Annotated in this window: 26 protein-coding genes; 3 read left to right on the forward strand and 23 right to left on the reverse strand. The window is 32.3% G+C overall.

Annotated features, from left to right (window positions below; all coding sequences use genetic code 11):
* Positions 1 to 41: 41 nt before the first annotated feature.
* The 12 genes from ACFSTE_RS18205 to ACFSTE_RS18260 form a co-directional block, all read right to left on the reverse strand.
* Positions 42 to 260, reverse strand: a complete 219-nt coding sequence (locus tag ACFSTE_RS18205) for a VF530 family protein (RefSeq protein WP_176030239.1) — start codon at positions 258 to 260, stop codon at positions 42 to 44.
* A gap of 11 nt (positions 261 to 271) precedes the next feature.
* On the reverse strand, positions 272 to 1,579 hold the full coding sequence (locus ACFSTE_RS18210) for a DEAD/DEAH box helicase (RefSeq protein WP_378254883.1): 1,308 nt from the start codon (positions 1,577 to 1,579) through the stop codon (positions 272 to 274).
* Positions 1,580 to 1,807: 228 nt separating this feature from the next.
* Positions 1,808 to 2,854 (reverse strand): Rieske 2Fe-2S domain-containing protein, encoded by a 1,047-nt coding sequence (locus ACFSTE_RS18215; protein ID WP_378254885.1) that lies wholly within the window; start codon positions 2,852 to 2,854, stop codon positions 1,808 to 1,810.
* 17 nt (positions 2,855 to 2,871) lie between these two features.
* The gene (locus ACFSTE_RS18220; protein WP_378298331.1) at positions 2,872 to 3,750 is read right to left on the reverse strand and encodes a class I SAM-dependent methyltransferase; all 879 of its coding nucleotides are present in this window, start codon (positions 3,748 to 3,750) and stop codon (positions 2,872 to 2,874) included.
* Complete coding sequence (locus tag ACFSTE_RS18225; RefSeq protein ID WP_378254889.1) at positions 3,743 to 4,336, reverse strand: FcoT family thioesterase; 594 nt, start codon at positions 4,334 to 4,336, stop codon at positions 3,743 to 3,745. Before ACFSTE_RS18225 ends, ACFSTE_RS18220 begins: the two co-directional genes overlap by 8 nt.
* A gap of 28 nt (positions 4,337 to 4,364) precedes the next feature.
* Positions 4,365 to 5,285 carry a TauD/TfdA dioxygenase family protein gene (locus tag ACFSTE_RS18230; RefSeq protein WP_176030234.1) on the reverse strand — a complete coding sequence of 307 codons (921 nt, stop codon included), beginning with the start codon at positions 5,283 to 5,285 and terminating at the stop codon, positions 4,365 to 4,367.
* Between the two features lie 354 nt (positions 5,286 to 5,639).
* Positions 5,640 to 6,401, reverse strand: coding sequence for a LytR/AlgR family response regulator transcription factor (locus tag ACFSTE_RS18235; protein ID WP_378254891.1), 762 nt, complete (start codon positions 6,399 to 6,401; stop codon positions 5,640 to 5,642).
* 6 nt (positions 6,402 to 6,407) lie between these two features.
* Positions 6,408 to 7,430 (reverse strand): sensor histidine kinase, encoded by a 1,023-nt coding sequence (locus ACFSTE_RS18240; protein ID WP_378254893.1) that lies wholly within the window; start codon positions 7,428 to 7,430, stop codon positions 6,408 to 6,410.
* A gap of 237 nt (positions 7,431 to 7,667) precedes the next feature.
* The gene (locus ACFSTE_RS18245; protein WP_176030231.1) at positions 7,668 to 8,330 is read right to left on the reverse strand and encodes a hypothetical protein; all 663 of its coding nucleotides are present in this window, start codon (positions 8,328 to 8,330) and stop codon (positions 7,668 to 7,670) included.
* Positions 8,331 to 8,685: 355 nt separating this feature from the next.
* Positions 8,686 to 9,414 carry a hypothetical protein gene (locus ACFSTE_RS18250; RefSeq protein WP_378254895.1) on the reverse strand — a complete coding sequence of 243 codons (729 nt, stop codon included), beginning with the start codon at positions 9,412 to 9,414 and terminating at the stop codon, positions 8,686 to 8,688.
* Positions 9,415 to 9,683: 269 nt separating this feature from the next.
* Entirely contained in the window at positions 9,684 to 10,349 is a 666-nt protein-coding gene (locus ACFSTE_RS18255; RefSeq protein ID WP_176030229.1) for a potassium channel family protein, read from the reverse strand.
* A gap of 79 nt (positions 10,350 to 10,428) precedes the next feature.
* Positions 10,429 to 11,013: an HD domain-containing protein gene (locus ACFSTE_RS18260; RefSeq protein WP_176030228.1), complete on the reverse strand. Its 585-nt coding sequence runs from the start codon at positions 11,011 to 11,013 to the stop codon at positions 10,429 to 10,431.
* A gap of 82 nt (positions 11,014 to 11,095) precedes the next feature.
* On the opposite strand from ACFSTE_RS18260, the gene ACFSTE_RS18265 reads away from it, so the two are divergent.
* On the forward strand, positions 11,096 to 11,659 hold the full coding sequence (locus ACFSTE_RS18265) for a Crp/Fnr family transcriptional regulator (RefSeq protein WP_378254898.1): 564 nt from the start codon (positions 11,096 to 11,098) through the stop codon (positions 11,657 to 11,659).
* 210 nt (positions 11,660 to 11,869) lie between these two features.
* Here the strand turns inward: ACFSTE_RS18265 and ACFSTE_RS18270 are convergent, their stop codons facing one another.
* The gene (locus ACFSTE_RS18270) at positions 11,870 to 12,226 is read right to left on the reverse strand and encodes a hypothetical protein (protein WP_378254900.1); all 357 of its coding nucleotides are present in this window, start codon (positions 12,224 to 12,226) and stop codon (positions 11,870 to 11,872) included.
* A 116-nt stretch (positions 12,227 to 12,342) separates the two neighbouring features.
* Between ACFSTE_RS18270 and ACFSTE_RS18275 the strand changes: the two genes are divergently transcribed.
* Complete coding sequence (locus ACFSTE_RS18275; RefSeq protein ID WP_176030225.1) at positions 12,343 to 12,540, forward strand: hypothetical protein; 198 nt, start codon at positions 12,343 to 12,345, stop codon at positions 12,538 to 12,540.
* A gap of 121 nt (positions 12,541 to 12,661) precedes the next feature.
* On the opposite strand, the gene ACFSTE_RS18280 is transcribed toward ACFSTE_RS18275, so the two are convergent.
* The gene (locus ACFSTE_RS18280; protein ID WP_378254902.1) at positions 12,662 to 13,549 is read right to left on the reverse strand and encodes an EamA family transporter; all 888 of its coding nucleotides are present in this window, start codon (positions 13,547 to 13,549) and stop codon (positions 12,662 to 12,664) included.
* 388 nt (positions 13,550 to 13,937) lie between these two features.
* Here ACFSTE_RS18280 and ACFSTE_RS18285 point away from each other — a divergent pair, with 388 nt between their 5' ends.
* The gene (locus tag ACFSTE_RS18285; RefSeq protein ID WP_378254904.1) at positions 13,938 to 14,279 is read left to right on the forward strand and encodes a protease inhibitor I42 family protein; all 342 of its coding nucleotides are present in this window, start codon (positions 13,938 to 13,940) and stop codon (positions 14,277 to 14,279) included.
* Positions 14,280 to 14,788: 509 nt separating this feature from the next.
* Here ACFSTE_RS18285 and ACFSTE_RS18290 read toward each other — a convergent pair.
* From ACFSTE_RS18290 to ACFSTE_RS18330, 9 genes are all read right to left on the reverse strand, one after another.
* Positions 14,789 to 15,397 (reverse strand): matrixin family metalloprotease, encoded by a 609-nt coding sequence (locus ACFSTE_RS18290; protein ID WP_176030222.1) that lies wholly within the window; start codon positions 15,395 to 15,397, stop codon positions 14,789 to 14,791.
* Positions 15,398 to 16,110: 713 nt separating this feature from the next.
* A complete protein-coding gene (locus ACFSTE_RS18295; protein ID WP_378298333.1) occupies positions 16,111 to 19,362 on the reverse strand; it encodes a M14 family zinc carboxypeptidase in 3,252 nt (1,083 codons plus the stop codon).
* A 339-nt stretch (positions 19,363 to 19,701) separates the two neighbouring features.
* Positions 19,702 to 20,235, reverse strand: coding sequence for an NADPH-dependent FMN reductase (locus tag ACFSTE_RS18300; protein WP_176030220.1), 534 nt, complete (start codon positions 20,233 to 20,235; stop codon positions 19,702 to 19,704).
* Complete coding sequence (locus tag ACFSTE_RS18305; RefSeq protein ID WP_176030219.1) at positions 20,236 to 20,655, reverse strand: MarR family winged helix-turn-helix transcriptional regulator; 420 nt, start codon at positions 20,653 to 20,655, stop codon at positions 20,236 to 20,238.
* A 68-nt stretch (positions 20,656 to 20,723) separates the two neighbouring features.
* On the reverse strand, positions 20,724 to 21,257 hold the full coding sequence (locus tag ACFSTE_RS18310) for a hypothetical protein (protein WP_378298335.1): 534 nt from the start codon (positions 21,255 to 21,257) through the stop codon (positions 20,724 to 20,726).
* Positions 21,254 to 22,381, reverse strand: a complete 1,128-nt coding sequence (locus ACFSTE_RS18315) for a serine hydrolase domain-containing protein (RefSeq protein ID WP_378298337.1) — start codon at positions 22,379 to 22,381, stop codon at positions 21,254 to 21,256. Before ACFSTE_RS18315 ends, ACFSTE_RS18310 begins: the two co-directional genes overlap by 4 nt.
* A gap of 6 nt (positions 22,382 to 22,387) precedes the next feature.
* Entirely contained in the window at positions 22,388 to 23,308 is a 921-nt protein-coding gene (locus ACFSTE_RS18320) for a hypothetical protein (RefSeq protein ID WP_176030216.1), read from the reverse strand.
* Positions 23,305 to 23,958 carry a hypothetical protein gene (locus ACFSTE_RS18325; protein ID WP_176030215.1) on the reverse strand — a complete coding sequence of 218 codons (654 nt, stop codon included), beginning with the start codon at positions 23,956 to 23,958 and terminating at the stop codon, positions 23,305 to 23,307. The genes ACFSTE_RS18320 and ACFSTE_RS18325 overlap by 4 nt, the downstream gene beginning before the upstream one ends.
* 168 nt (positions 23,959 to 24,126) lie before the next feature.
* Positions 24,127 to 24,495, reverse strand: coding sequence for a hypothetical protein (locus tag ACFSTE_RS18330; protein WP_176030214.1), 369 nt, complete (start codon positions 24,493 to 24,495; stop codon positions 24,127 to 24,129).
* Positions 24,496 to 24,994 lie beyond the last annotated feature (499 nt).

Genomic DNA, 24,994 nt, shown 5'->3' on the forward strand with positions numbered 1-24,994 from the left:
ATTTTTTCTTTAAACAATACGCATAATATTCACAAAATAAATCACTTAACACTGTTCAAATACAACTTTTCGACTTTATCTCTAGCCCATTGATGTCTTCGTAAAAAAGTTAGGCTCGACTTGATAGATGGATTTGATCGGAAACAATTAATTGGAATTTTATCTCCTAATGTTTCCCAGCCATATTTAGCCACCAAAGTTTCTACTATATCGATTAATTTAATCCCGTGTAAAGGGTTATTAGGTTGTTCTAAACTCATATAATCAGAATTTATTTAGAGGAAACCTTTTCTTCATCAAAGGTATATGCTATTAATTTTTCGACAAGTTCTTCTTTTGTCAGATGATGAAATACAGTATGTACTTTTTCTTTAAACTCTGAAGAGAGTTCACGATTAGGTTTTGTTTTAAAAATTTTCTTAGCCCATAAAAACACATTATTCTCCTCAATTCCCTGAGCATCTGCTTTTTGAATCTCATTAAAAGTTATTCCTAGTTCTTCTTCAAAATCAGGAATCTCCTCCTTTTCTTCTTTAAGAAGAACTGTTAATGAAGTTCCTTTTCTTCCTGCTCTGGCCGTTCTTCCACTACGGTGCACATAGGTTTCATAATAATCTGGTAGGTGATAATGAACCACATAGGAAATTTCTTTAACATCAATTCCCCTGGCAGCCAGGTCAGTAGCTACTAATATATCAATATGTCCTTCTCTAAATTGCCCCATGATCCTGTCTCGAATGGGCTGAGATAGACTACCGTGTAAGGCTCCCGAAGAAAAACGATGAATAGCTAGTTTTTTAGCTAACTTATTCACTGCAGCTTTTGTTTTACAAAATATAATCCCTCGTTCTCCATATCTACTCGTTAGAAAATGCATTAAAACTTCCAGTTTCTCTATGGGATCTACCACTACATACTGATGATCTATTCCCTGATGCCCGATAGTCTCCATAGACACTGCAATTTCCACAACGTCTTTAGCCATGTAATTATGTACTAAATTCTTTATCGCTCCGGACATCGTAGCGGTAAATAAAATCGTTCTTCTTTTTTTGGGAAGTATTTCTATAATTTGATCTACTCCCTTTTTTTGAGCGCTTATCATTTCATCTGCTTCATCTAACACAAAATATGCTGTAGTGGTAATATCAATTGCCTTCCTTTTTTGTAAGTCAAGCAGTCTTCCCGGAGTAGCAATAACAATATGTGTTGTTTCCTTAAGAAGTTCTATTTGTGGTTTAATCGGTACTCCTCCGCAAATAACTGCCAGTGATACATCCGGAACACATGACTCTAGAGCTTTCAATTCCGTATAAATTTGCTGCCCTAATTCTCTGGTTGGCACCAAGATGATAGCTTGTATTTCTGACTTACCTGTATTAATCAACTGTAATAGAGGTAATCCAAAAGCTAGTGTTTTTCCTGTTCCGGTTTTTGCCAGTCCAACAATGTCATTTGTTTTTTCTAATACTACAGGAATTGCTTTTTCCTGAATAGCCGTGGGCTGTGAAATACGAAGTGCTGACAATCCTTTTTGTAGTGATTCCTGGATTCCTAAACTGGAAAATGATATGCTCATAAATAAAATTTGGACAAAGATAATCGTATAAATAAAACTTTGACCCATTATTGAGACTCAAATGCTTCGGGTTTATCACAAAATCAAGCTTTATAATTATTAATTATTCCTGATTTATTTCATAATTTTTCAGGTAGCTGTATAATCACTTATATTAAAAAAGGCAGTAGTATACTAAACTAGTACAGTCCTAAAGATGGTTTAGTATACTACTTTACATCTTATTGATTATTCTGTAAATTCATAAATAGCTTCTGTATACTCTTTTTTTCCATAATAGATAGTATCGGTTTTCTTTCTGTTATGAAAAATTTGTTTGTCGAGATTTGTCAACTTCCAATTGTTCCCATCTTCTGGATTTAACGGAGCAAATCTGGCTATTCTGGCATCTTCCCAGATTTCATATTTTGTAACTAATAAGGTAAAAAATCGAATGATCGGAGAAAACAGTCTCAGAATTCGATTTTTAATTTTCATCTGTACAAACACGTGAAGATCTACTTTAGTAGCTGTTATCGGAGTCATAAAAGTGGTAATAATAAACTCATTAGAACGCACCACTGTATTCGGTTTATCCGTCCAATAATTATGATACGATCCATGTAATGGTTTAAAACGAAAAACCCAGTCATTATGATAGTAGTCTCCTGACTTTAATCCATAACTCCACCTGAAGAAAAATGGTTGTTTTCTATATTCACAGGAACTAAATCCTCTGGTTTGTTCCTCTTCTATTTTAACAGAAAACGTAACAGTGTCTAATTTTGATTTTGAAGCACCTATAAATTTGTGTACCTGAAATGCGTGTTCGATCTCTCCAAAATTATCTAATACCACCTTTAGCGGGGCATTAAATTTCTGAGTAAAGCTCCCAATGAGATTAAACGCCTTGTTTGTAAAATCAGGAAATGCCTCATCCGGTACATCTTTATTTGCAATCCATATAAACCCGTGTTTTTCCCAGGTTTTTAGACTGTGCACTTTACATGTTCTTTTGGGAACTGACGGACTATACCCCTGCCCTTCTCCATTTATTGTCCATGCATGATATCCACAAACAATTTCTCTTTCCTTATTCAGTTTTCCTTTAATCAAATTAGCTCCTCGATGCGGACAAGCAGCCGGAACTGCTCTGGGAGTTTGGTTTTTATCTCTAAACAGAACAAATACTTTCCCGGACACAGTAATTTCTACAATTTTCCCTTTTCTTAATTTTGTTGATTTTAATACCGGATGAGGGAACCTAAGCACATCATTTTCTACTATATGTTTCATACAATTCGTTCTTATAATCAGACAATAGCATGTGCCATATGCACATGCCCTAATGTTTTTCCTGCTATTTCGCCACTTTGGGTTTTTAGGTATTTCTGTTCCAGTTCTTCGGGACTAAGATCAGAACATAACGTTAGGTTACATTCTGTCAAAAAAGTAGTTGTTTGTGTTGGTTCTAACCCAAATAAAAATGGTTCTTGAATCTTTTTTAGCCATTTTGCAATTTCCTCTCCTCCAAAGGTAGAATAGTCTCCTTTGACAAATTTCTCCAAAGCATAATCAAATACAATAGAACTTCCGTTTTTACAAGAACTAACAAAGCATAAAATATGTCTAACTACGGCCTCTGGCAAATAGTACGAAACTCCTTCCCATAAAAATAATGTCTTCTTATCGGTTTCAAATCCGTGAAATTCCAATGCTGCTTCAAAAGAATCTTTATTAAAGTCTACTGGTATGAAATGAATATTCTCTGGAATGTCTTTAACTTTTTTGTGTAAGATTTTCCGCTTGTTCTCTTGGGTTGCATAAAAGTCAACTTCATAGACATCAACTGATTTTAATAGATCCTGAAACCTAATCGCTCTGGTATCATATCCAGCACCTAAAATAACCAACTGTTCAATACCATTTAGTGCTTCTTTTTTTAATATTTCATCAAAGTGCTTGGTTCTGGTAATTGCAAAATGATAGCTTCCCGGAGACATCTTGTGCAGTATCTTTTTTAGAAGTCTATGTGGTCGTATAGATGTTAATAATCTATAGGGAGTGTTTAAAAAACAACTGGCCAAATCATCAGAACACCGCAGGTTTTTATCTTTTTCTTTATAAGCCGCTGCTCTGAGAGCAGCGACTGATTCTGCAGACTTTATCGCCTGCTGTTTTTTTCTATTCATGGTTAAAATTAGGGTTATATGCCAGAACGACTGATCCTTTGGATCTTCCTCCGTTTTTATCATAAAAAAAGATATCGGTATAGAAGAAAGTTACTTTACTTCTGGGGGTTACCTCTCTGAGAATAAGTTCTCCCCAAAATTGATCAGAGTCGATGGCATTCATAAACTTTCCTTCAATTTTCACGATTAGCATGGATGATAATTGATTGTTCATGAATGTTTCAAAACTAAGCCCTGTATCATCCCATTGCTGGAACATGGAATGCATCAATCTGTTTTTAAACGCATATGCAAACATTACATATGATAATTGATTAAAACAAATATTAAATTCCACAGCATTAAAATGCCCAGTATCATCTATATAGCAGCTGTTAGGAATTGTGAATTCTCCTTTTGCTACTAGTAAATTTTCGGAATTATCTTTAGAAACCGCTGTCTTTTTATGACTCAAAATTTCTGCAGATTTCAGATATGTTGTGGTTTCCATATAGGGTTTTAATACGGTTGCCACAAAAGAAGGGTCTATAGGTATACTATCTTGATCCACTCCTATTACATTATCGGGTGCGACGAGTTTACTCATTTTTGATAATAATTAATAAGTGAATGAATTATACAGCCTGAGTTTCCTCTTCTTTTATTTTTGAATGCTCTTCTGATAAAGGATATCCGTCTTTCAAAGTAATGCGATACATCATCGTTTCCTCTTCTTTGGTTACCTCTTGATGTATGTTTTCAGTTGGTGCTTTTTTTCTCCCGGAAGAATGCGCCAAAAATCGATTATCCCAGATGATAACATCTCCTTTTTCCCAACGAACTTCTTTTATAAATTCTTCTGTCTCTGCAAAATCGAAAATTTCTTGCAAGATTCGGGCAGAGTCATCCATTCCTCTGTCTTTAATTCCAATAGTAAAACCTCTGGTACCATAAATTGTTTTTTCTCCTGTATAAGGATGAGTCAATACGGCAGGATGCGCGACAGGTTCCTGAATATAATCGATCATCTCCAGAATTTCTGTAACATCCAGTCCTACATCATCCGGTCTTACCTTGTATCGATACCTTCCACTGTGCATAAACTCAGCATTTTCAATTTCATCCAGAAGATGCTTCGGTAGTTTATTATACACCTGTGACATATCTATAAATCGAGTTGTACGTGGAATACTTACAGGTAATATCTTAGGCATAAGCATTGTAATTGCTTTGGGATCTGGCTCAAAAGCTGTGTCTGAGTGCCAATAACCTCCTGTTCTAGGAACTCCGATTTTCTGAGTTTTTCCTTGTTTTACATTAGAAGAAACAAAGATTAATTCATGATCCGGATGATTATAATTTTCCTGAATGTATGGAATTGGCTCTCCCAGCTTATACGCTAAGTTGCAAAAATCTTCTTCTGAAAGTTCCTGATTTTTGATAACGATAATTCGGTTTTTGTACAAAGCGTCTTTCAGTTTATCAATCAAACTATCATCCGTTAAATTTAGATCTGTGTATACAGCAGATCCAATAGCTAATGGTTTTAAATCCATAAGAAATTTGTGTGTAATTAAAATTGGTTTATTAAACAATCTAAGTTGGTTACTTGTTGATTGTGCTAATTTTCACAATTTTATATACACTACAAAATCAGAAAAAAAGGAAGGTTAAAAAACGAATACTTTAAAACCGTAGTAAAGAAAAGCTTATGAATTTCTTTCAATTCATCTCATATAAGATGGTTTCTGCTCTTATCCGTTTTTTTCTTACAGATCAAAAAAGAACTATTTAAAACTTATATAAATTATGTATTACTGTATTAATATGATGTGCAACTATAAATTCTAAAAAAAAAGTTAATTTTTAACATAGTTTTGTAATCAATGCTAATTCCTGAAAAGACCACATTATAGATTCATCCAGTTTTTTACCTCATTTGCTTTGGCCTTACTTGAAACTATTCTTTCCTGAAACGGAGGATTTGTATTTATAATCAATTTACCATTGAAATAAAACTTAATATTGACAATTGCTTCCCTATTAACAATAAACTGCCTGTTTACTCTGTGAAAGATGGTAGGGTCTATTTCGTTCTCTACATCTTCGAGTTTTTTATTAACGATATGACTTTGATTAGAAAAAGTTACTGCTTTTACAATTCCTGTCTCTATATAAAAAAATGCTATATCCTGCACTTTTAGAGGAATGAGTTCATCTCTTTTTTGAATCAAATAGGTGTTTTTAAAACTTTTGTTTTTAGCCTGAATCAACTCTAACATTCCCTGTATGTGATCATCCAAAGGGGGCTGTTTTACTTGCATATTTCTATACTTGTCGATTCCTTCTTCTAATTCCTCTTCACTGATTGGTTTTAAGAGATAATCTATACTATTGACCTTAAACGCCTGTATGGCGTATTGGTCATAAGCTGTTGTAAAGATTACCGGAATTGTCAACTGCACCTGATCAAATATCTCGAAAGAAATCCCATCTGCCAGATGAATATCCATAAAGATCAATTCTGCGTCCGTAGGAGTTGAAAAATATGATACTGCAGCTGCTACAGAATCCAATACCTGAAGGACTTCTATACCATCATCAATACTTTCTAATAAATAAATTAAGTTTTCACTTGCTGCTATTTCATCTTCTACAATGACTACTTTCATGCGTTATTATTTTAAGGGTAGTTGTACCATAAAAACATCATCTCCATCACTAATCTTAATATGTTGATCTTTTAGTAACAGATATCGTTTATCTATATTGGCCAATCCCTGGCCGGTACTATCTACAAATGTGGTTCTAGGACGTATTTTATTTTCTACTACAATGTGGTTTTCTTTGATATAAATACTTACATGAAGAGGATTATTTTCTGATATTTCATTATGCTTTACAGCGTTTTCTACCAGTAACTGCAATACCATAGACGGAATCCCAATATGTAAATAAATAGCATCAATATCAATAGTAATACTGAAACGATTTCTATATCTCGTTTTTATCAAATAGATATAACTGTCTAAAAACTTTAATTCTTCTTTTAATGTTACCAAATCCTGCTGCCCGCTTTGCAGGATATACCGATACATAAACGATAGTTTATTGACAAATGTAGTTGCCTCCTTGTTATCCCTGATCAAAGAATTTAGCGAATTCAGAGAATTAAACAGGAAATGCGGATTAATTTGGTTCTTTAATGCTGATAATTCATTTTGCAAACTTTGCCTTTTCAACAATTCTTTTTCTACTAAATCCTGTTGGTGTACAATCTGATATCTCAAAATTCTGGAAATAAAAATGAGAATCAACAAAACAATACAATAGATAAAATACAAAAAGCCTCTTTCTATATCAGATAATATAATCTTGGTTATATATTGATATATCGGTATAAAAACAGAAATAATAATACTCAAAACAGCGATATTCCCAGCAATTAACACTAAAACCCTTACAATTCTATTAAGGTACTGATATCGGAGTTTCCAGTTCGTATTAAACTGTAATATCAAATAAGAGAAAACAAAGAAAAATAAAATACGGATCAGAACTCCTTGTATAGTAGGTGTACTAAAAGATTTTCCAAACGGATTTAAACCAAATAAAGATAATATTCTTAATAGATTAACTAGTAATGTTACTGATAATGCAATACTGAGAATGACAGATTGTTTAACTTTTTTAAACCACAAATTGAGTACGATTTTCCTTAGTATATATTTTTCTATTAAAAGCAAAATTAAACTAATTTATAACATTGGGAGCATATTTATTCAAACTTCTGATGTATTAATCATGATCTAATGCTAAGGTTCTGTTAGGGATTAATTGATTTTCTTTCTCATTGTCAAAAACCTAGAATCAAATAATAAAAAAACTGTTAAAGAGATAGGCTCCTTAACAGTTTCGGGGCTAACAAAACAATAAAACTAATCTAATAGTTCTTTTACGATCTTTTTTGAAAAATCAGTAGAAGTAGTTCCCAGAGTTTCTGGATTATCTAATTCTGTAGTGATTACTGAAATCAATTGATTTTTCTCTGGCTGTTTTAGATCATAAAACACTGTTTCCAGGATGTATTTTTTTCCTGAAGAGGTTGTATACATTACGGGAGCAGTATCTATATATACGGAACCATAATAACTGTAAAATCCTCTATAATATCCTCTTCTGTAAAAACCTGGATACGTGCTAACATAATATCCTGTACTTCCTGAAGCTGTAGTGGTTGTATATTTTTTTATGTCTTTTAATACCGTCATTACTACAACATCTACTCCTTCTCCCTTTAATTTTGTTTTTACATTTTCTATTTCCTCTGTTGTCAGATCATTTTTATCTGTACTTATGTCTGGAAATGTCTTATAACTAACATGGGCTGTATATCCGTTTTGATTCAACTCATCAGTAATATCATCCTCAAATTGTATTCTGGCAATATCATCTTTTGTCTTACACATCACCAAAATATTTTTTCCTTTCAGGTTTTCTGTTTTTATATCTTTCCATGAGTGTGTTACTTTTACTGATGAACATCCTACGAATGCAGTTATCATTATAACAAGTCCTAAAAATTTTCCTAGTTTTTTCATGGTTTCAAATTTTAAATTCACATTATCTATTTCATAAATCTCAATAGTAAATCACTGTTTTAGTTTGCTATTTTTGAATTATTTATAGTACAAATGTATGATGGTTCACAGCTGTGAAAATTGTATTTTTTAGTGAAGTGTCTAAATCAGATAGTGAAGTGTCCTAATAAGAAATTAAACTATTTCTGACCACGATCTAAAGCATAAAAAAACTCCTCTATTTTCATAAAGGAGCTCTGTGATATCTGGTATATTATATTTACTAACAGCTTAATTAATACTATGAATCCTGAATTTTACGCTTCTTGATTCATTAATAATATCCACTGATTCCGTACTGGGCAGTGAATGTTTCTTATCCTCGTCTTTTATAACGGTCATGTTCATTGCGTTCATTGCGATCATCTCTACGTTCTCTTTTATCTTCTCTTCGCTCCTGACGGTCTTCTCCTAATTCTATCTTGGTTGCCTCGATATCTTGTTGCATGGAATCAATAAACTCTAAAACTAGATTTTTATTGACCATTGCAGATTCAAAATCAGCATCGTCAAAGGTAAATTTATACGATTGTAAGTTTGTTAGAATCTGTTTTTGTCTTTCTGTTCTAGCTATTTGTTCTTTAAAATCTCTGACATCATCTCTTCGGTCCCGTTGATCATCTTTTAAATTAGCTCTGTCTCTTGCTAAATCTCTTTTATCATCTCTCCTATCGAATCTCCCTCTACTCGCATCTTTTTTATCTCTTTGGATCTCTCGTCTTTCTGTACGTATTTCTGCACTGCTTTGAGCTATTTCTTTTTTTGCTTTTTTTGCCTTAATCGTACTTTGTTTTACTTCTCTTTTCATATCAGAAATAATACGTCCCATTACTTTATTTGTACTGGCAGCATCTTTTTCACCATATGCCGTTTTGAATTGTTCGTGTTTTTCCTTAAAAGCTGCTAATTCCTGAATATCTCTTTCCAGATTTTTTTTCCCTTCCTGTATTTGCTTTGAATTTTGAGCTGCCTCTCTGGCATTTTGTGCATTAGTGACACTTATACAAAAAAAGGCAAGCGTAAGTAGCGTAATTATTTTCCTCATAATTATTGATATTAGTTAGACATGGGTTGACTCACTAGGTGAGATAATACTACTCCTGATCAAGCTCCAGCGCTGAAACATTTATAACTTACAAATCGTTTACCGAAAAACCAGGGGTAGTTTTCTCAATAAATTTAAGTCAATTTTACTATATATCAACTATTTAGAGCTTAATTAAAATGATTCTTAAATAGAGGTCTCTTTTTTTGTCTATTATACGAGTAAGACCTTGGATATAAACAAAGGTTTAATTAAGAAAGGGGAAAAAACTATTTGGAAATTTGATTTACATATTTCCCCATTACGATTGCAGTAATGACGACCAAATACATTTGTCCCATTAACCCTATTAAAATAGCTGCTTTTCTGGCCAGTTCTGTCAAAGGAACAATATCTCCATACCCAATAGTTAATAAAGTGATGTAGCTGTAATACATCATTTTTTCTGTAAGAGTTTTTGTAGCTATTTCTCCTGCAATATTATCATTAAAAGATCCTGGTATCACCATCTCTATGGATAAACAGATAAAAAAACCTATTAAACCTAAGGAAATATAACCGCTAATAAGACCGAGAATCACATTTTTACTAATGACAGCAGCATTCCATACCTGTTTGATCATTTCTATAGTTACTACAATATAAAAAAGAAAATATGCTCCTAATCTGACAAAATTGATCGTTTGACTATTTTGGTTTTTTATCATATTAAATCCAAAAACGAGCCCGGTCACGATAAGTAGGATCAGGAAGAACCACATCGTTTTTTTTCTTTTGGAAATTAAAATGATTCCGGCTGATAGATTAATTAAAAATAATATGGGAGATAATACGAGTTCAAAAAACACTGCAGGAACGACTAAGGAACCAAATAAAATTGCAATCTGACTAAAAAAGAAATTCTCAAATCTATATTTATATAATTTTTCCCACATATGGATACAAAATATGATATATTCTTATTGTTGTAAAAATACTACTTTCATTTTCATTCGCTCTTTTATTTTAGTGAGATCATTGACATAATATTTCTTTTTTCTTCATTGTATTTAAAAGTGCTTCTACATAGTTCCACAAAGTAGTAGATCCTGTATTCATATGTTCAATTTTGGCATAGATGGTATCATAAGGAACCGAGTACTCTACCCAACTCCCTCCGTCGTTAGATTCATTTTGTAAGACTGGCTGCAATCGATCAATTGCTTTTGCAAATGCAGCTTCCTTAGTTTGCCCGTATTCAAATTCTTTCCATAAGCTTATTAATTCTAATGCCTGATCCCGTGGCAATATTGAAAATATTCGAGTTGCTGCTCGTAATTCTTCTTCTGTATTATTGTGATTTTTTGTAGTATCGAATAAAAAAATATCACCAGCATCAATTTCTACCAGATCATGTATCAAGACCATTTTTAATACTTTCAACACATCTATTTCTTCATTTGCATGCTCTGCCAGTATTAACGTCATAAGTGCCAAATGCCAGCTGTGCTCTGCATCATTTTCATGTCGGTTACTGGCAAATAATTTTGTTTTTCTTGTAATATATTTTAATTGATCAATTTCCTTAATAAATGCAATCTGCTGTTTCAATCGTGTCATTCTTTTTGGTTTTTATTTATTTTTGATTGCAAATAAAACAATACAACCTTTTTTACAACAAGGACATTTGTCCGATAACACTATGTTACAAGAAAATCAAGACCTCATTTCATATATCTCCTTACTACAGAAAGAACATACTGAAATTAGTCTGGATTTAATCCCTCCAAAAAAAAATATTATAGAAGCCGGGAGGATGCAGCATAATGTTTTTATCCAAAAAGAAGGCATAACTAAATGTGTTCAGCTATTAGAGAATGGAACTGAATTTATTCAGGATTTTTTTGGTGTTGGAGGGTTATATGGAGAGATTGAATTGATCCATAATTCAGTTAGTAAATGTGCTGTTATTACCATTACAGATACATCTGTATATCGCATTCCTAAATCCCTTTTCTTAGAATTATTAGATCGCAATAGCGCATTTAATCGACTCATTATCGAAAGCCTGACTAAAAAAATTAGTTTTAAAGCAGATAGGCATTCTTTTCACCAATCACATCGCCTTTTTGACAATATTGTAAGGTTACAAAGTAACTTTCCATTATTCGATAGTAAAATATCCAAAGCTGACATTGCCAATTATTTAGGAATCACTCCTCGTAGCCTTACCCGAGTTCTATCTCAATTGTCTTCTGATAAATAAATTTCTATCTATAACTTTCCAACAACCATAGATGTAATAGCAACGGCATACATGTTTTAGTGCTGAAATACAATGGACATACAAAATAAAAGCCCTTATCCACAGATAAAGGCTTTTCAATCCTTACTAATCTATATTCCATATAGACTGAGAACATATCACATATGTTCTGATAATTAAAAATCGAACTTTGGGCAAAAAAAGGTGATTTTAATGGTCGGCAAGTAATACATATGAATTACTCGATACAGGAGAAACGCTGTAGGTTTTAACATTTCTCAATTTTTCTAAGTGTTTTTCAGCTTCCATAAAAGCTGTTTGCATAGCACTCAAATTAGAATTTTTCTTTACGGTGATTATTTTAGAGATAATATCTCCATTGGTATGCTCTATCGTCATTTTCCATCGTTTTACAGAATGAAAATTTTTAGAACTACTCTCCTTCTTCGTCTTCCCTTTTTCTCGTTCTAGCATCTCATGTTTCTCTGTATCTAATACTCGATTATTTTCTGAAGCTGCAGTCGCATAAAAACCTAAAAACAGCATAATTACAAATAGGAGTTTCATTTTAGTTGATGTTTTGATTTGTATGCTACGAATATACATATATATTTTTAATATTCAAATATTTCTTTAATAAAAATTTACTTGATTAATAAAAATTTATATGTATATTTGATCCTATGATTAATAAGAAGCTAAAAAAGCTCCTTAAAAAGAGTAAAGGAGCTAAGACGGTATATGGTATTTCAAAAGCTTTGGGGATAAGTCCTCAAGCCGGTGATTATGTTGTAAAGAAGAAAGATTTAGAAAGAGACTTCAAGAGATTAAAGGCAATTGCCGAATATATGGAAGTGGATATAAAGGAAATTATAGGATAATATGGGATGAACATTTACCCTTCAATTCAATTACTTCAAGTATATGTGTTCCGAGGTTTACTGAGAAATTAATATTTATTTTTTATCTACTTCCTGGTATAATTATTTATAACGGAATAGCTTATTTACTTTTATTGACAAAATATACACCTGTTAATAAGACAAAAGCTGCTACAGAAGATTGCATAGTGATTTGTTCGTTAAGAAAGTACCACCCCAGAAATAATGCTATCACGGGATTGACATAGGCTGCGGTTGCTACTTTTTCTGCGGATACATTTTTCAGCAAATAATTAAATGATGTAAAGGCTATAATACTTCCTAATGTGATAAGACCAAACATCGCCCAGGCTATGGATTGTTTCCAGATCAAGGGAGAGGTCCAGGATTCTCCAAAAAAGAAGCTTGTCAGCAATAATCCGCCTCCACCTAGAAGCATTTGGTATCCTGTATTAATCAAGAAATTAGAAGGTAATTCGACCTTAGCGACGTACAGACTCCCGTAGCTCCAGCTAATCACACAGGTAAAAATCATAAAAATAGGGATCCATGTTCCCTCCTGCTGAGTCAAACGGTCCTGGCTTACCAGAATATACATACCTATTATCCCCATTGCAATACCAATTAATGACATCGGTTTTATTTTTGAACGGTACAGTATCCGCATCAAAATTAAAACAACCAAAGGTTGTGAAGCAACCTCCAAAGCAGCCAAACCACTATCTACATATTTTAAGGCCCAGACCAGGACACCATTTCCATATGTGAGAAATAAGAAACCAGCCACCGTACAATGTAATAACTGCTTCTTACTTATAGCGAGAGAAACTCCTATGAGTTTTGCTAATAACAACAAAGAGATACCCGCAGTAATAAAACGGAATGCTGCTAAATAAAATGGTGGAATTTCTTCTACAATTACCTTATTTAATATATAGGTTGCTCCCCAGCATATATATACTGCAAAAAAAGCAAAAACGATTAATAAAGTATTTTGATAAACTTTCACTATTTATTTACGTAAATATTAGTTCGTTCGTTTTTTGAGAATTGATATAGCAAAAATAAGATTCTTTCAGACTATATAACTACTCCAGTTTATAGTTATTATGTAGGCCGGATTGGTTCTAAATATAGAACCAAAACCTGACCTTATTTTATCAAATAAACAGGAAGTAATATAAAACCTTACTTTGTGTAAGTTAATAAATGAGAAGTTATATTACTACAATGTTAATTATTGAAAATCAATAAATTACATTAAAAATATCATGGTTTTACAAACTATTTTTTATACATTTAATATAAATAAATACCACACTAGTAATAAGATATCTTGGGTACTTATTTATACAATTTTTTAAAACTTTCATTAACTTTTTAAAGCACAAAATAATATGTCTACAACTGTTTTAAGTCAGGAAGAAAAAAAAGCCTTTGTTTTGCCTCCAATTCACACTAAAGTAGGAGAACCTTTTTCTATTACTTTGGAAGATAATCCATCTACAGGATTTACACAAGCCTTGACAAAATTGCCAGCGCATATTGCGCTTATCGAAGATAAATATTTCCCGTCTAGTTCACATTTATTAGGAGCTCCGGGAACTAGAAAATTTACATTTGTTGCTCTGGAAACAGGAGAGGGTACTATAGCATTTAACAGTATCAAGTTTACACACCCTAAACCAACGGTAGCACCAAGAAACCCTATGCAAGAACGATTTGTTATTGTATCATAAAAATATCAGGGATTAATTAATTACCCCAATGCTTTATCTTTTAATAACAGGTGTTATATGTATGATATAACACCTGTTTTCTTTTTGTGTATATGGATTTTTATGACATTTGATAAGTATTCTACACTATTTGATATGTGTACGTTTCTTTAGTAAACAAGTATTCATGTTTATAATATAAAAGAGTGTAATTCTGTGTATCGATATCAATTTATCGATATTCGAGAAAGGTCTATTTTATAAACAAATACTCATCGTTAATATAGAATTTATTGAACGGTTATAGATTTTATGTTGCCTAATGGTATACTAAAGCTTATAGACAGCTACTTTATAGCTACTTTCTCATGGTGTTCTTTGTGTAAAAGATGCTATGATGACACCAATAGCTATAAAAGTAAAACTATGTGCGTTTTTTAAAATTCACTGTATGTTATGTGCTACTTATACATAGAGAGTAAAGAGGGTATAATGATTTATAAAATAGAACCTTCTGTTTGTTTCTGTTTTTAAAAACTACTTAGTTGATTAATTCTTCCTTTAAGTAACTCCAACTGAATATCTTTAAAGAATCTACGCTCATTCTTTTTGGTACTCATTATATTATCAATTTCACTGACATGGGACAATCCTAACGCATGACCTATTTCATGTGCTGTAGTATTGGTATACAAAAATTTATCTGTTATCAATACTCTGTCCTCTCCTCCTATTCCAGCAATTGCAAGAATGTTATCTCTTTTAATAATAAAAATACTCAGCTTTCCTTTTTTATGAAAAGAAGCGGTTTGATCTAAAAACACTTCTGTTTCTTTATACCTATTATCTCTGAGGTTAAACAATTCATCATTTATAAAATCTCTTGATTCGCCCTGTATCAATTCAATATTATACTTGTGAAAATACCCTTCGTTTAAATAATTCAAAAACTGGACTTCATCTAACTTATACATTGCATTGGTATAAAACCCTCCTGATGGTAGAACATATATAATATCAACTATTAATTTGTTTTCTATATTCTCCATTTGTATCAATTCTGTGGTTGATACATTCTCTTCTCCTTTACTACATGATAATAATAGTATTCCAATAAAAATTAATGATAATGTCTTCATAATGTAAGCTTGTTAATAGAAATTTCGGCATGGTGATTAAAATTTTGTACTTATAATAATTTTACTCATTCGTCATCAGTCATCAACATAGCCATACATCTTTTTCCCTTAACTTTACTAGAAGGCAATACTATGTCCCCACAAAAAATATTTTTTTTTGCGTATTTAAAATTGACCGTACGTATTATACAACCTTGTTATATCATGCGCTGACATGATACAAAACAATAGCTGATAATGATCCTGTTAATGTGGATACGAAATATTGGAGGGGGTATTATGTAAAGTAATAATATATCATTTGGGGAAATTACACATCTCAAAATCAATGACTCAAAATGTACGTAATTTGGATATATTTATTTTAGAGAAATTATCGTACTATGTAGAGTAATTACAATCTAAAGAGTACGTAAATAACATCTCAACTTTTAAAAAAATGAAGTGAAATAAGGTTTTCATAATGTGGTTTATTAGTAATTAGTATGTACGTGGTTTTATTCTATCTATAAATATGTTAAAAAATGGAGTACCAATAACTAAGAACCTAAACGTATGATTTTTGTGATATTTAAATATACAAAAAATCCATAAATAAAACAATATATAATTTATTGTTTTTTAGATAAATAACACTGTTCCTACGGTTAATAACCAAAAACAGACTATTAATGGTAAATAGCCTGTTTTTAATTAATAATTTTATACTAGTATTACTTTATTATAAAGGGTTTAATTATTTTTTTCCCTTTTGATGTTATTTCTAAGAAGTATATTCCTTCCGAGAATGCTTCGAGTATAATTTTATAGTTCGTAAATTTTTCTCTTTTTATTATTTTTCCTCTTGAGTTATATATTATATAAGATGTATTTCTGTCCAGTTTCTGAGATGTTTTTATATATAATGTATTATTAGTTATTGGATTCGGGTAAATTGTAATATCGGCTGTTGTATCAACCGGGATACTTCCTCCCTTTACAGCACTACTTAATGATGCCGAATTAATAGTGATCGGATAATCTTCGACCTCTCCATATGCGAATGTTTCGCATGCGGATGCCTGTCCATTATATTTCATAGCAACACGCATTCTGGTATTTCCTAATAAAGCCGTGGTCGGTATGGTAAAATTATATGAATGATTTGTACCATCTGATACATTTGCAGAAACAATCTCTTCTATGTTGTCAAATGTTCCGTTTTGATCAAAATCGATCCAAACATTCCAGTATTCTCTGTATGAGCGCCCTGTAAAACCAGCACTTAGAACGATTGTATTGGCTCCGGTTGTAACGGTTCCTATTTGATTTTCGAAATAAGCATACCCTCCATTAGCTCCGGTTGCATTAGAAATTCCTCCTATTTGTACTAAATCGATAAATTCATAATTAATATTGTTTCCTTTCGCATCGCAATAAATCAAAGAAGGTTCTGAGGTAGTAACCGATATCGTATTGCTTTTTTCTGAAACATTACCTGCTGCATCCATCGCTTTTACATAAAAAGAATATGAAGTATTTGCTGATAAACCAGTTATACTGTAATTTACATTTGTTGTTGTTGCTTCTGCTACATCATTTTTGAAAATAGTATACCCTGTCACTCCAATATTATCTGTAGAGGGCTGCCAGCTTAATTGTACTGATTCATGTGTAATGGCAGAAGATGATAAATTTGCAGGAACGCTGGGAGCTGTTATATCTGGAGTAACAGATTTTATATTAATATTATCTATCGCAATATCACTTCGCCAATTGGCACCTGTTTTTCCTCTGAATTGAATTTTAATTACGCTTCCTGCATAAGAAGTTAAGTCAATATTAGCTTGTTTCCAGGAATTTCCCTGATTTCCATTTTTACTCCATAGAGAAGAATAGGTACTTCCATCATCTGTACTAACCAGTAATTCCAAATCTCCAATAGCTCCTCCATACATATGGTATCCAAATTCTAAGGAAACTCCATTTAATGTTGACAGGTCTATACATGGGCTTGTCAATAAAGCTACTTTATTAGGACTCCCCGGAGGAGTAACATTCACAGAGGCCTCTGTATACATATAATAATTTCCGTCTTGCGCCGCAGAGGGTCCCGTGGAAGCCGAAGGGGTTCCTCCTGAATCTCTTGTCCAATCAATATCATCTCCTGTGCTATTTTCCCATACTCCCAATCCATTCTCGAAACTTTCCTGGTAAGGAAAAGTATGTATACCTGTACAGGCAGCTACTGATGTAGTCATAAACATGACAGAAGCACTATACGGTGAACTTATTCCTCCCTCGCAATTCACTCGTACCTGAACCTCATAAGAAGTTTCTGGTAGTAAATTAGTAATTGTAATTTCTGCTACAGTACTATTTTTAATTGTCCAGACCGTCGTCCCCTCTTTTCTATAACGCAGGTCATATGTTGCATCTGACGAAGCATTCCATTGAATGGTAGCAGCTGAGGATTGGATATTAGTAACTGTTATCCCATCAGGAGCTGTTGCATTTAAAGGGGTTAATTGCACATTTTTGATCGTTTTGCTTCCATCTGCAACCTGAACTCCTGTTACGGTAAGCGACTCATAGCACGGAGCTTCATATAATATACTGTACGTACCTGCTTTTATCAACCTGTAATAATCACCTCCCGGAAGTTCTGTCGGAACCCAGGAATCAAAACCTTCTTTTCCTATAATAGTTACCTTTGCAGCAATCGGCTCATTGGTGACTACATCCGTTACAGTTCCATGAATTCCATTTGTTACTTGTTTTAGAAAAGCGATAAGCGCTTCTTTATTGTAATTCCAGAAATTGACTAACTGACTGGCAGGAGGTGTTTTATTTGTAGATAATTCTACTGTTACCTCTCTCCCTTTTTTGAAATAAATCTGATAATCCTGTCTTCCCCCTTGTACTTCATACCAATTATATCCATTTGTTATTCCATTATTGCGATCATCAAAATAACCAGCCGGACTATCAGCCTGACAATGATCTCTATATTCTTCCGAAATATGCAAAAAATAATCTTTGTCAGGATGTGGGGCGGCATAAGTATCCCATGGATAATTAATTAATTCAATTCCTCCATGAAAATTGGCCGATAAGACAAAATGTTTTGAATCTGCAAAATTCATAAAAGCTATGGTTTCTGTCTGATAACTATTTCCATCAGGATGAGGACCATCTTCCGGATCAGGATAATTTCTATTGAGATCAACATTATTAGCATTCCCCCGAATTGCATTTGCTACAGAAGAATTATCCGGACTGTTTCTAAATGTTCCATCTGGATTCGCTAATGGGTTTATCCATACTTCAGTAGTATCTAATAATGTTTTTATTTCTGCATGTCTGGGATGTGAAGTATCGGTATATGCTTGTAGTAAGAAATCAATAAGATTGAGCATCATTGGATATCCTGCTATTTCATCTCCATGCATAGAAGAAGTGTACATTACTCTGGGTTCTTGCTCATTTGCATTGACATTATCAGATAATTTTACAAATAATAATGACTTGTCACCTTCAGTAGTACTTCCTATATTAACAACCTTACATAAATTTGGATTCGCTTGTGCAAAATTATTCATCATTCCCTCATAAGCTGCATAGGTTGGATATGCTGTTAGAGGGAAGGTTGCTGCTTTGGCCTTAACACTGGAAAGCATTTTTCTTTCTCCAATTTCATTATCCGCTTTAGTTACATAAAATTGTATTTTCTTTGTTAAAAAAGCATCGTATTGTTTTTGATTTGCCATTACTTTTACTACGTTAGTTTCTTCATCAAAATGAACAATAGATAATCCTTTGGTATACGATCTCAGTGTTGATTTTTCCTTAATTTTAAAAGACAGGATAACCTCTCCTTTTTTACTTAGATAATTTTCGGCTAATTTGTTGTAGTTCGTTTGTGCTGATACATACATACAGCATGTAAGCCACACAAACACGGCTAAAAGTGTTTTTGCCTTCATAGTTTTAAGAGTGTTTAGAAGTTTGTTGGTTTTATAAAAATCTATTAATTAATAGATTACTCATACAATGTAGTGTATTTTTTGTAGGAATTCAACTAAACACTACTTGTTAAATTAATTTTTAGACCTATTCAAAATACTTTTACCTTATATATTAATCCGATAATCGAGTGTTCTTACTACAGAATATATTTCAAAATTAACATTCATTCTTCGTGTAATATTTCTGTATAAATACCTGGTTTGTTTCTGTAGACTACTTTCTTTATTCGCTTTTTTATACTAAAAAAGCAGTACTAAAACAGTACTGCTTCTATATATATAATTATGTAATGTGCATTAAATTATTGCTGCTTCTAATTCATTGATTTTAGTATTTAAAATACTCATTATTTCTTCGTTAATTATTTTTCCATCGACAAAATTAGTATGAAATGACGGGATTGCTAAATCTGCTATAATATTTCCTCCTAAATGAGGAAAAGTAGTTTTTGCAGCTTGTAATACTGTAGCTCCCCCTCTACCACCTGGAGATGTTGATAAAAGTAACATCGGTTTATTTTTCCATACTTCTTTATGAATTCTGGATAACCAGTCAAAAGCATTTTTAAACCCTACAGCGTATGATCCATTGTGTTCTGCCAGCGAAATTACTATTGCATCAGCAGATTCTATCGTCCTATTCAGACGTACAGCCTCCTCGGGAATTCCTTGTTCTGTTTCCGTATCAATACTGTATAATGGCAATTCAAAATCATTCAAATCAACTACAGTAGTTGTAGCTGATGTAATTAAATTAGCTGCGTATGTTGCCAGTGTTTTATTTATCGAATTTTTACTATTACTTCCTCCTATTGCGATGATATTCTTCATTTAGTTTCCTTTTAATTTAATTATTAACTCTTTTAGCTTATTTGCTTCTTCTTTACTTAGATTTGTACTCATAGGCATATGAAAATCATTTACTTTTTTATCGAGCTTTTCCAAAAGTGCCAACCCTTTTTCTGTAATAACAATATCCATTTTTCTTCGATCTTCAGAACATAATTCTCTTCTGACTAAACCTCTAGAACTTAGTTTATCAACAATTCTTGTAACATTGCTAGACCGTTGGATCATATTTTCTAATATTTGATTCACTGATAAAGGAGTACCTCCAGCACCTCTTAATATTCTCAATACATTAAACTGAGGCTCATATATCTGATATTCCTTAAGTTCCCGGGAAATCTGATCTGTAAACCAATGCCCTGTTCTGATAATTTCTATTACCGCATTGAAATATTCATTCATAATACCTACATTATTTGTAGGTACAAATATAAAATTAAATTTTATGTAATTCTTTTTTTAATAACTATTTAACGTTTTTTAAAAAGCTTGAAATTAATGAGTTTCCCTTCTTTTTTGACCAAGAAAAAAGAAACCAAAGCTCCAAATATACCAAAGACAAAAGTAACTACAGAGTTAATAATAGCAAATGGATACGCTACAATGTTCTCTGCTTCTTTTTGCGGATCTAAACTTATCAAGAAATTCCAATAATCCACTGCTAAGCTATCATCTACGAAATAAACGATACTATCTAAAATAAAATAGATCAATATACTAATTCCTAAAACTAAAAATATTGCATTTCTTCGCTTACACCTTTTTGAAAATTGTTGCTTGAGCTGGTAAAAAAAAGGATTTAACCGCACGTAATTAATTAAAACAGTTAAGACTACTAAATATACTCCTGCAATAACAGACAGCAAGACTAATTCCCTGGTATTTAATCCGTTGATTTGCCATAAAAAGGTAGTTAAAAATGTCAGAGAAAACAAAGAAACACCGACCAGGATTCCTGTTTCAATAACATATACTAATTGTTTACTGATTTTATTTTTTTTCATGTCATTTTTTGGTTTAATGTTTTTAAAATAGATTTCGTGATCTTATCAAACCTCATATTTGTAGAGTTATCTAATACGACTACACACGCATTGGTTTTATGATTCTTAAGAATCAAAGAATTAGACGCTAACCAACTCCCGTTATGCCAGCTAACATCTCCAGCTAATACCCAACCGAAGCCGTAGTTTGATGGGGATCCGTTAGCTAGTACAGGAGCAATAAAGGCTTCTTTCATTTCTGAGGAATTCAACAAGTTATTTTTAGTCCAGATAGTGCTCCATTTTTCCATATCCGAAATACTGGAAAAAACGGCCCCATCTCCTGCTACACCATCAATCCAATTAGGAGTTATCTCTATTGGTTTACTTTTTAGAAAAGCTTCAAATCCTTTTGCTTTATCTTTTTCAAAATGTTCATCTGCTTCTGATAGTAAATTCCAAACTCTTGTTTCTTCTAAACCCAATGGCTGAAAAATAACATGCTTCATGTACTTCTCAAAAGAGTGTTTGGATACAATTTCTATTATTCTTGCTAAAACAATATAATTGGTATTGTTATAATAATATTCTTCTAGCGGATTTTTTATAATGTGATCCGGATATTGACATAGTAACTCGACCGCATCTTTTAATGACAAAACATACGAGGCTGTTTTTTTCTTTTTCTTTGCTAATTTTATATAATCAGCCCGTATCCCTGATGTCTGATTCAAAAGATGTCTGATAGTAACTTTAGGATAAGGAAAATCAGGAATGATTTGAGTTACACGTGTATCATAACTCAAATCATGTTTTTTAATCAACACCATAATCCCGAATGCTGTAAATTGTTTGGATACAGAAGCTAACCTAAACCTGGAATGCAGATGTAATTTTTCTTTTTTTAAATAAGATGTAAAACCAACTGCTTTTCTTAATAATGCCTCTCCTCGATCAACAATTAATATAGCACCATTAAATTTCTTTTCTTCAGTTAGTAAATCCAACCAATCCGAAATAGCCTCTACTACATCTTTTTCTTTTTTATGAAGCAACTTAGGTATATATAGTTCGTATACCCACAATATCCTAATTAATAACCCTATAAGAGCTATAACTAAGAGGATGATAAGAAAAATATTCATTAATATTTAAGGATTTGTTTTGAGTTTAGCTGTTAGTTTAATCTTACACCATTCGATAGTAGTATCAATCCACTTTAATAATTTGTCCCACTCCTTATTTGATAAGAAAAATCCTTGTAATAAGATAAATACAATTTGAAAATCATAAAGCATCATAAATATGCCTATCCCCGAGTGTAATAATATAGAACATACCATCATAGGATATTTGGTTTTCTTGAACCAGATAAGGAATGGATAGATCAGTTCTATCAAAATAGTTCCATAGGTAGACAGTGTAACAAATACTCCGCTTTGTACCAAGATGGAATTCCAGGAAGTTCCCTGAAAACGTTCAGACCCTAATACGTAATAAGTAGCCACTCCATTAAACCATACATCCGCATGAATTTTATGTACTGCTGAAACAAAATACACCAAACAGAAATGAGCACATAAAGAGTATCCAGCCAGATTCGATATAAAATTGGAGAACTTTTTAGCTTCTTCGTTTTTAAACTGCAATGGTTTTATACTAAACCGATTATACGAATCGATAAATATATAGTACAATACGACAAACTTCATAAGATTATCTCCCCCATTAAGTGTCAACCAGGCAAAGTTTTGAATGAGTTCTAAATGGATAAATAGTAAAATGGCAGTATATCTTTTTCCGATACCAAACAGAAAAAGAAGAATAACCAGAATATAAGAGAACATAAAGATCTCGAAATATTCCCTCATGACACCTGTATCTAGATTAAAATAATCTAATATAGCTGCTGGATCAGGATGTAAGAACGAATCTCCTTTATATAAAAGACCATTAAAATTCCATGTAATAATAATGTCTTTTAATAAGTAAAGCCCTATAAAAACCCTAAAAAAAGGCGCATAAAAGCTAAATCTATTTTCTTGACTAAATTGATTTATAAAGTTTTTCATTTTCTTTCAATTGTAAATTTATCACTCTTAAACACCAAACTCTCTTCATGTCCTGTGGGGGAATTCAATTTATTTCTATCTGCGAATTTTGGCATATCAATTTGTGTCATTTCAATTCTGACATAATAATTATTGATATCAATATGATTCTTCGCAGCTACAAAAACAGCATAGTTTTTTAATGTTTGAAAATTGGTTGTTGTCTGGGTATAAATCCTTCCCTTTTCTATTCTGATTTCATCAGTTACCTCTTCCATCTCTCCTACATCTTGTTGATAACTCAATGACTCATTAACAGCTACCAATCCATCAGATACACTATGCAATGAACTGGAGAGTACATAATCTAGTATATCTTCTGCTGAATTAAAAGGTGCTTTAGATGTTTTCATTCGCTGTAAAGGAGCGATAACCTCAAATGTTTTTGTGTCTGTAGAGTCTGATTTATTTTCAAAAACATAGTACAACCGATCATTGTACTTTGGCGGGGGAGCAAAGAACCCCCACTTTTGATACAAAAAGGTATCAAAAAATTCTTGCCCTTCTAGAAAGGATATTTTTATATAATTATCGGGTCCTACAAATAAAAGGGTTACTCCCCAATAGATTGCAAGACATCCTATTGCTATGTAAGAAAAAAAGTGTCTCATATCGTATGAGTATTATTGTTAGTAAACTTCCCCGTTGTATGATACGAGGTATTATATAAGAAATGAATATAAATTTCGAGAGAAATCCCGAACTATTTCACATCTTTACTATTGAGTAAAAACAAGCGGCTGTTAAAAAAACAGCCACCTGTCGTAGTCTTCAACAAATTATCCTAAAGAATGGATTTTTTGCTTTTTAAACACTTTTAGATCCTTAACATAATTGTTTTTGTGATCATTAACATTATCATATGCAAACATAATGTAAGTAGATGCTTGCATGATTACTTGCTCAATTCCTGGCAATTGTACTCTTGCTACCTCTCTGGTATACACAATAGCTCTACGTGTAGCTCTCGCCGTGAAACGCAATGCTGCTGCAAGAATCGCTGCTTGCTCAGGATTTTGATCATCAGCAGAAACATACGTAATAGTGTCTGCTGAGCCATAAAGATCATCACCTCCATTACTAAAGCTCATGAAGATGAACGCCATGGCTATCAATCCAATAGCCCCAAATGATTTGATTTTTTTCATGATTGAAAAAATTTAAAATGTGATTCCTACTCTATTAAAGGCTTTTCGGATTCCGCCTTAAATCAGATTGATATTAAGTTAAGTAGAGTAATATGCTTGCTATAGAGACATGATTAGGGGAGTAATTATGTCTATCAGGTAAGTAGGTTTATTTACTATGTCTCGAACTAAGAAAGTTCAATTCTTTATTTCAATGATAAGAGGTATAAAATTAAACTTAACTCTTTGATTTTAAAAACACCAAAACCTCAATTTTTATATGTAATATCCTTATTTTTAAAGTTTTACGTATTCAAAAAGCTTGTAAACATTGATAAAAAACAAAATATTAACCCTTTATTTTTAAAAAAAATAATTTTTCGGGTAGGGTATTTTCTTTTTCGGCTGTTATATCTGATAATTATTTATCAAAATGAAAAACAAAAACAAAAAATATGTATTGCGTACCCCTTAATAGGTGTCATTGTTTATTATAAAAATGTATCGTAAAAACATCCTG

Source organism: Aquimarina hainanensis (assembly GCF_042684685.1).
In the GTDB taxonomy this organism is placed as follows: Bacteria; Bacteroidota; Bacteroidia; order Flavobacteriales; family Flavobacteriaceae; genus Aquimarina; species Aquimarina hainanensis.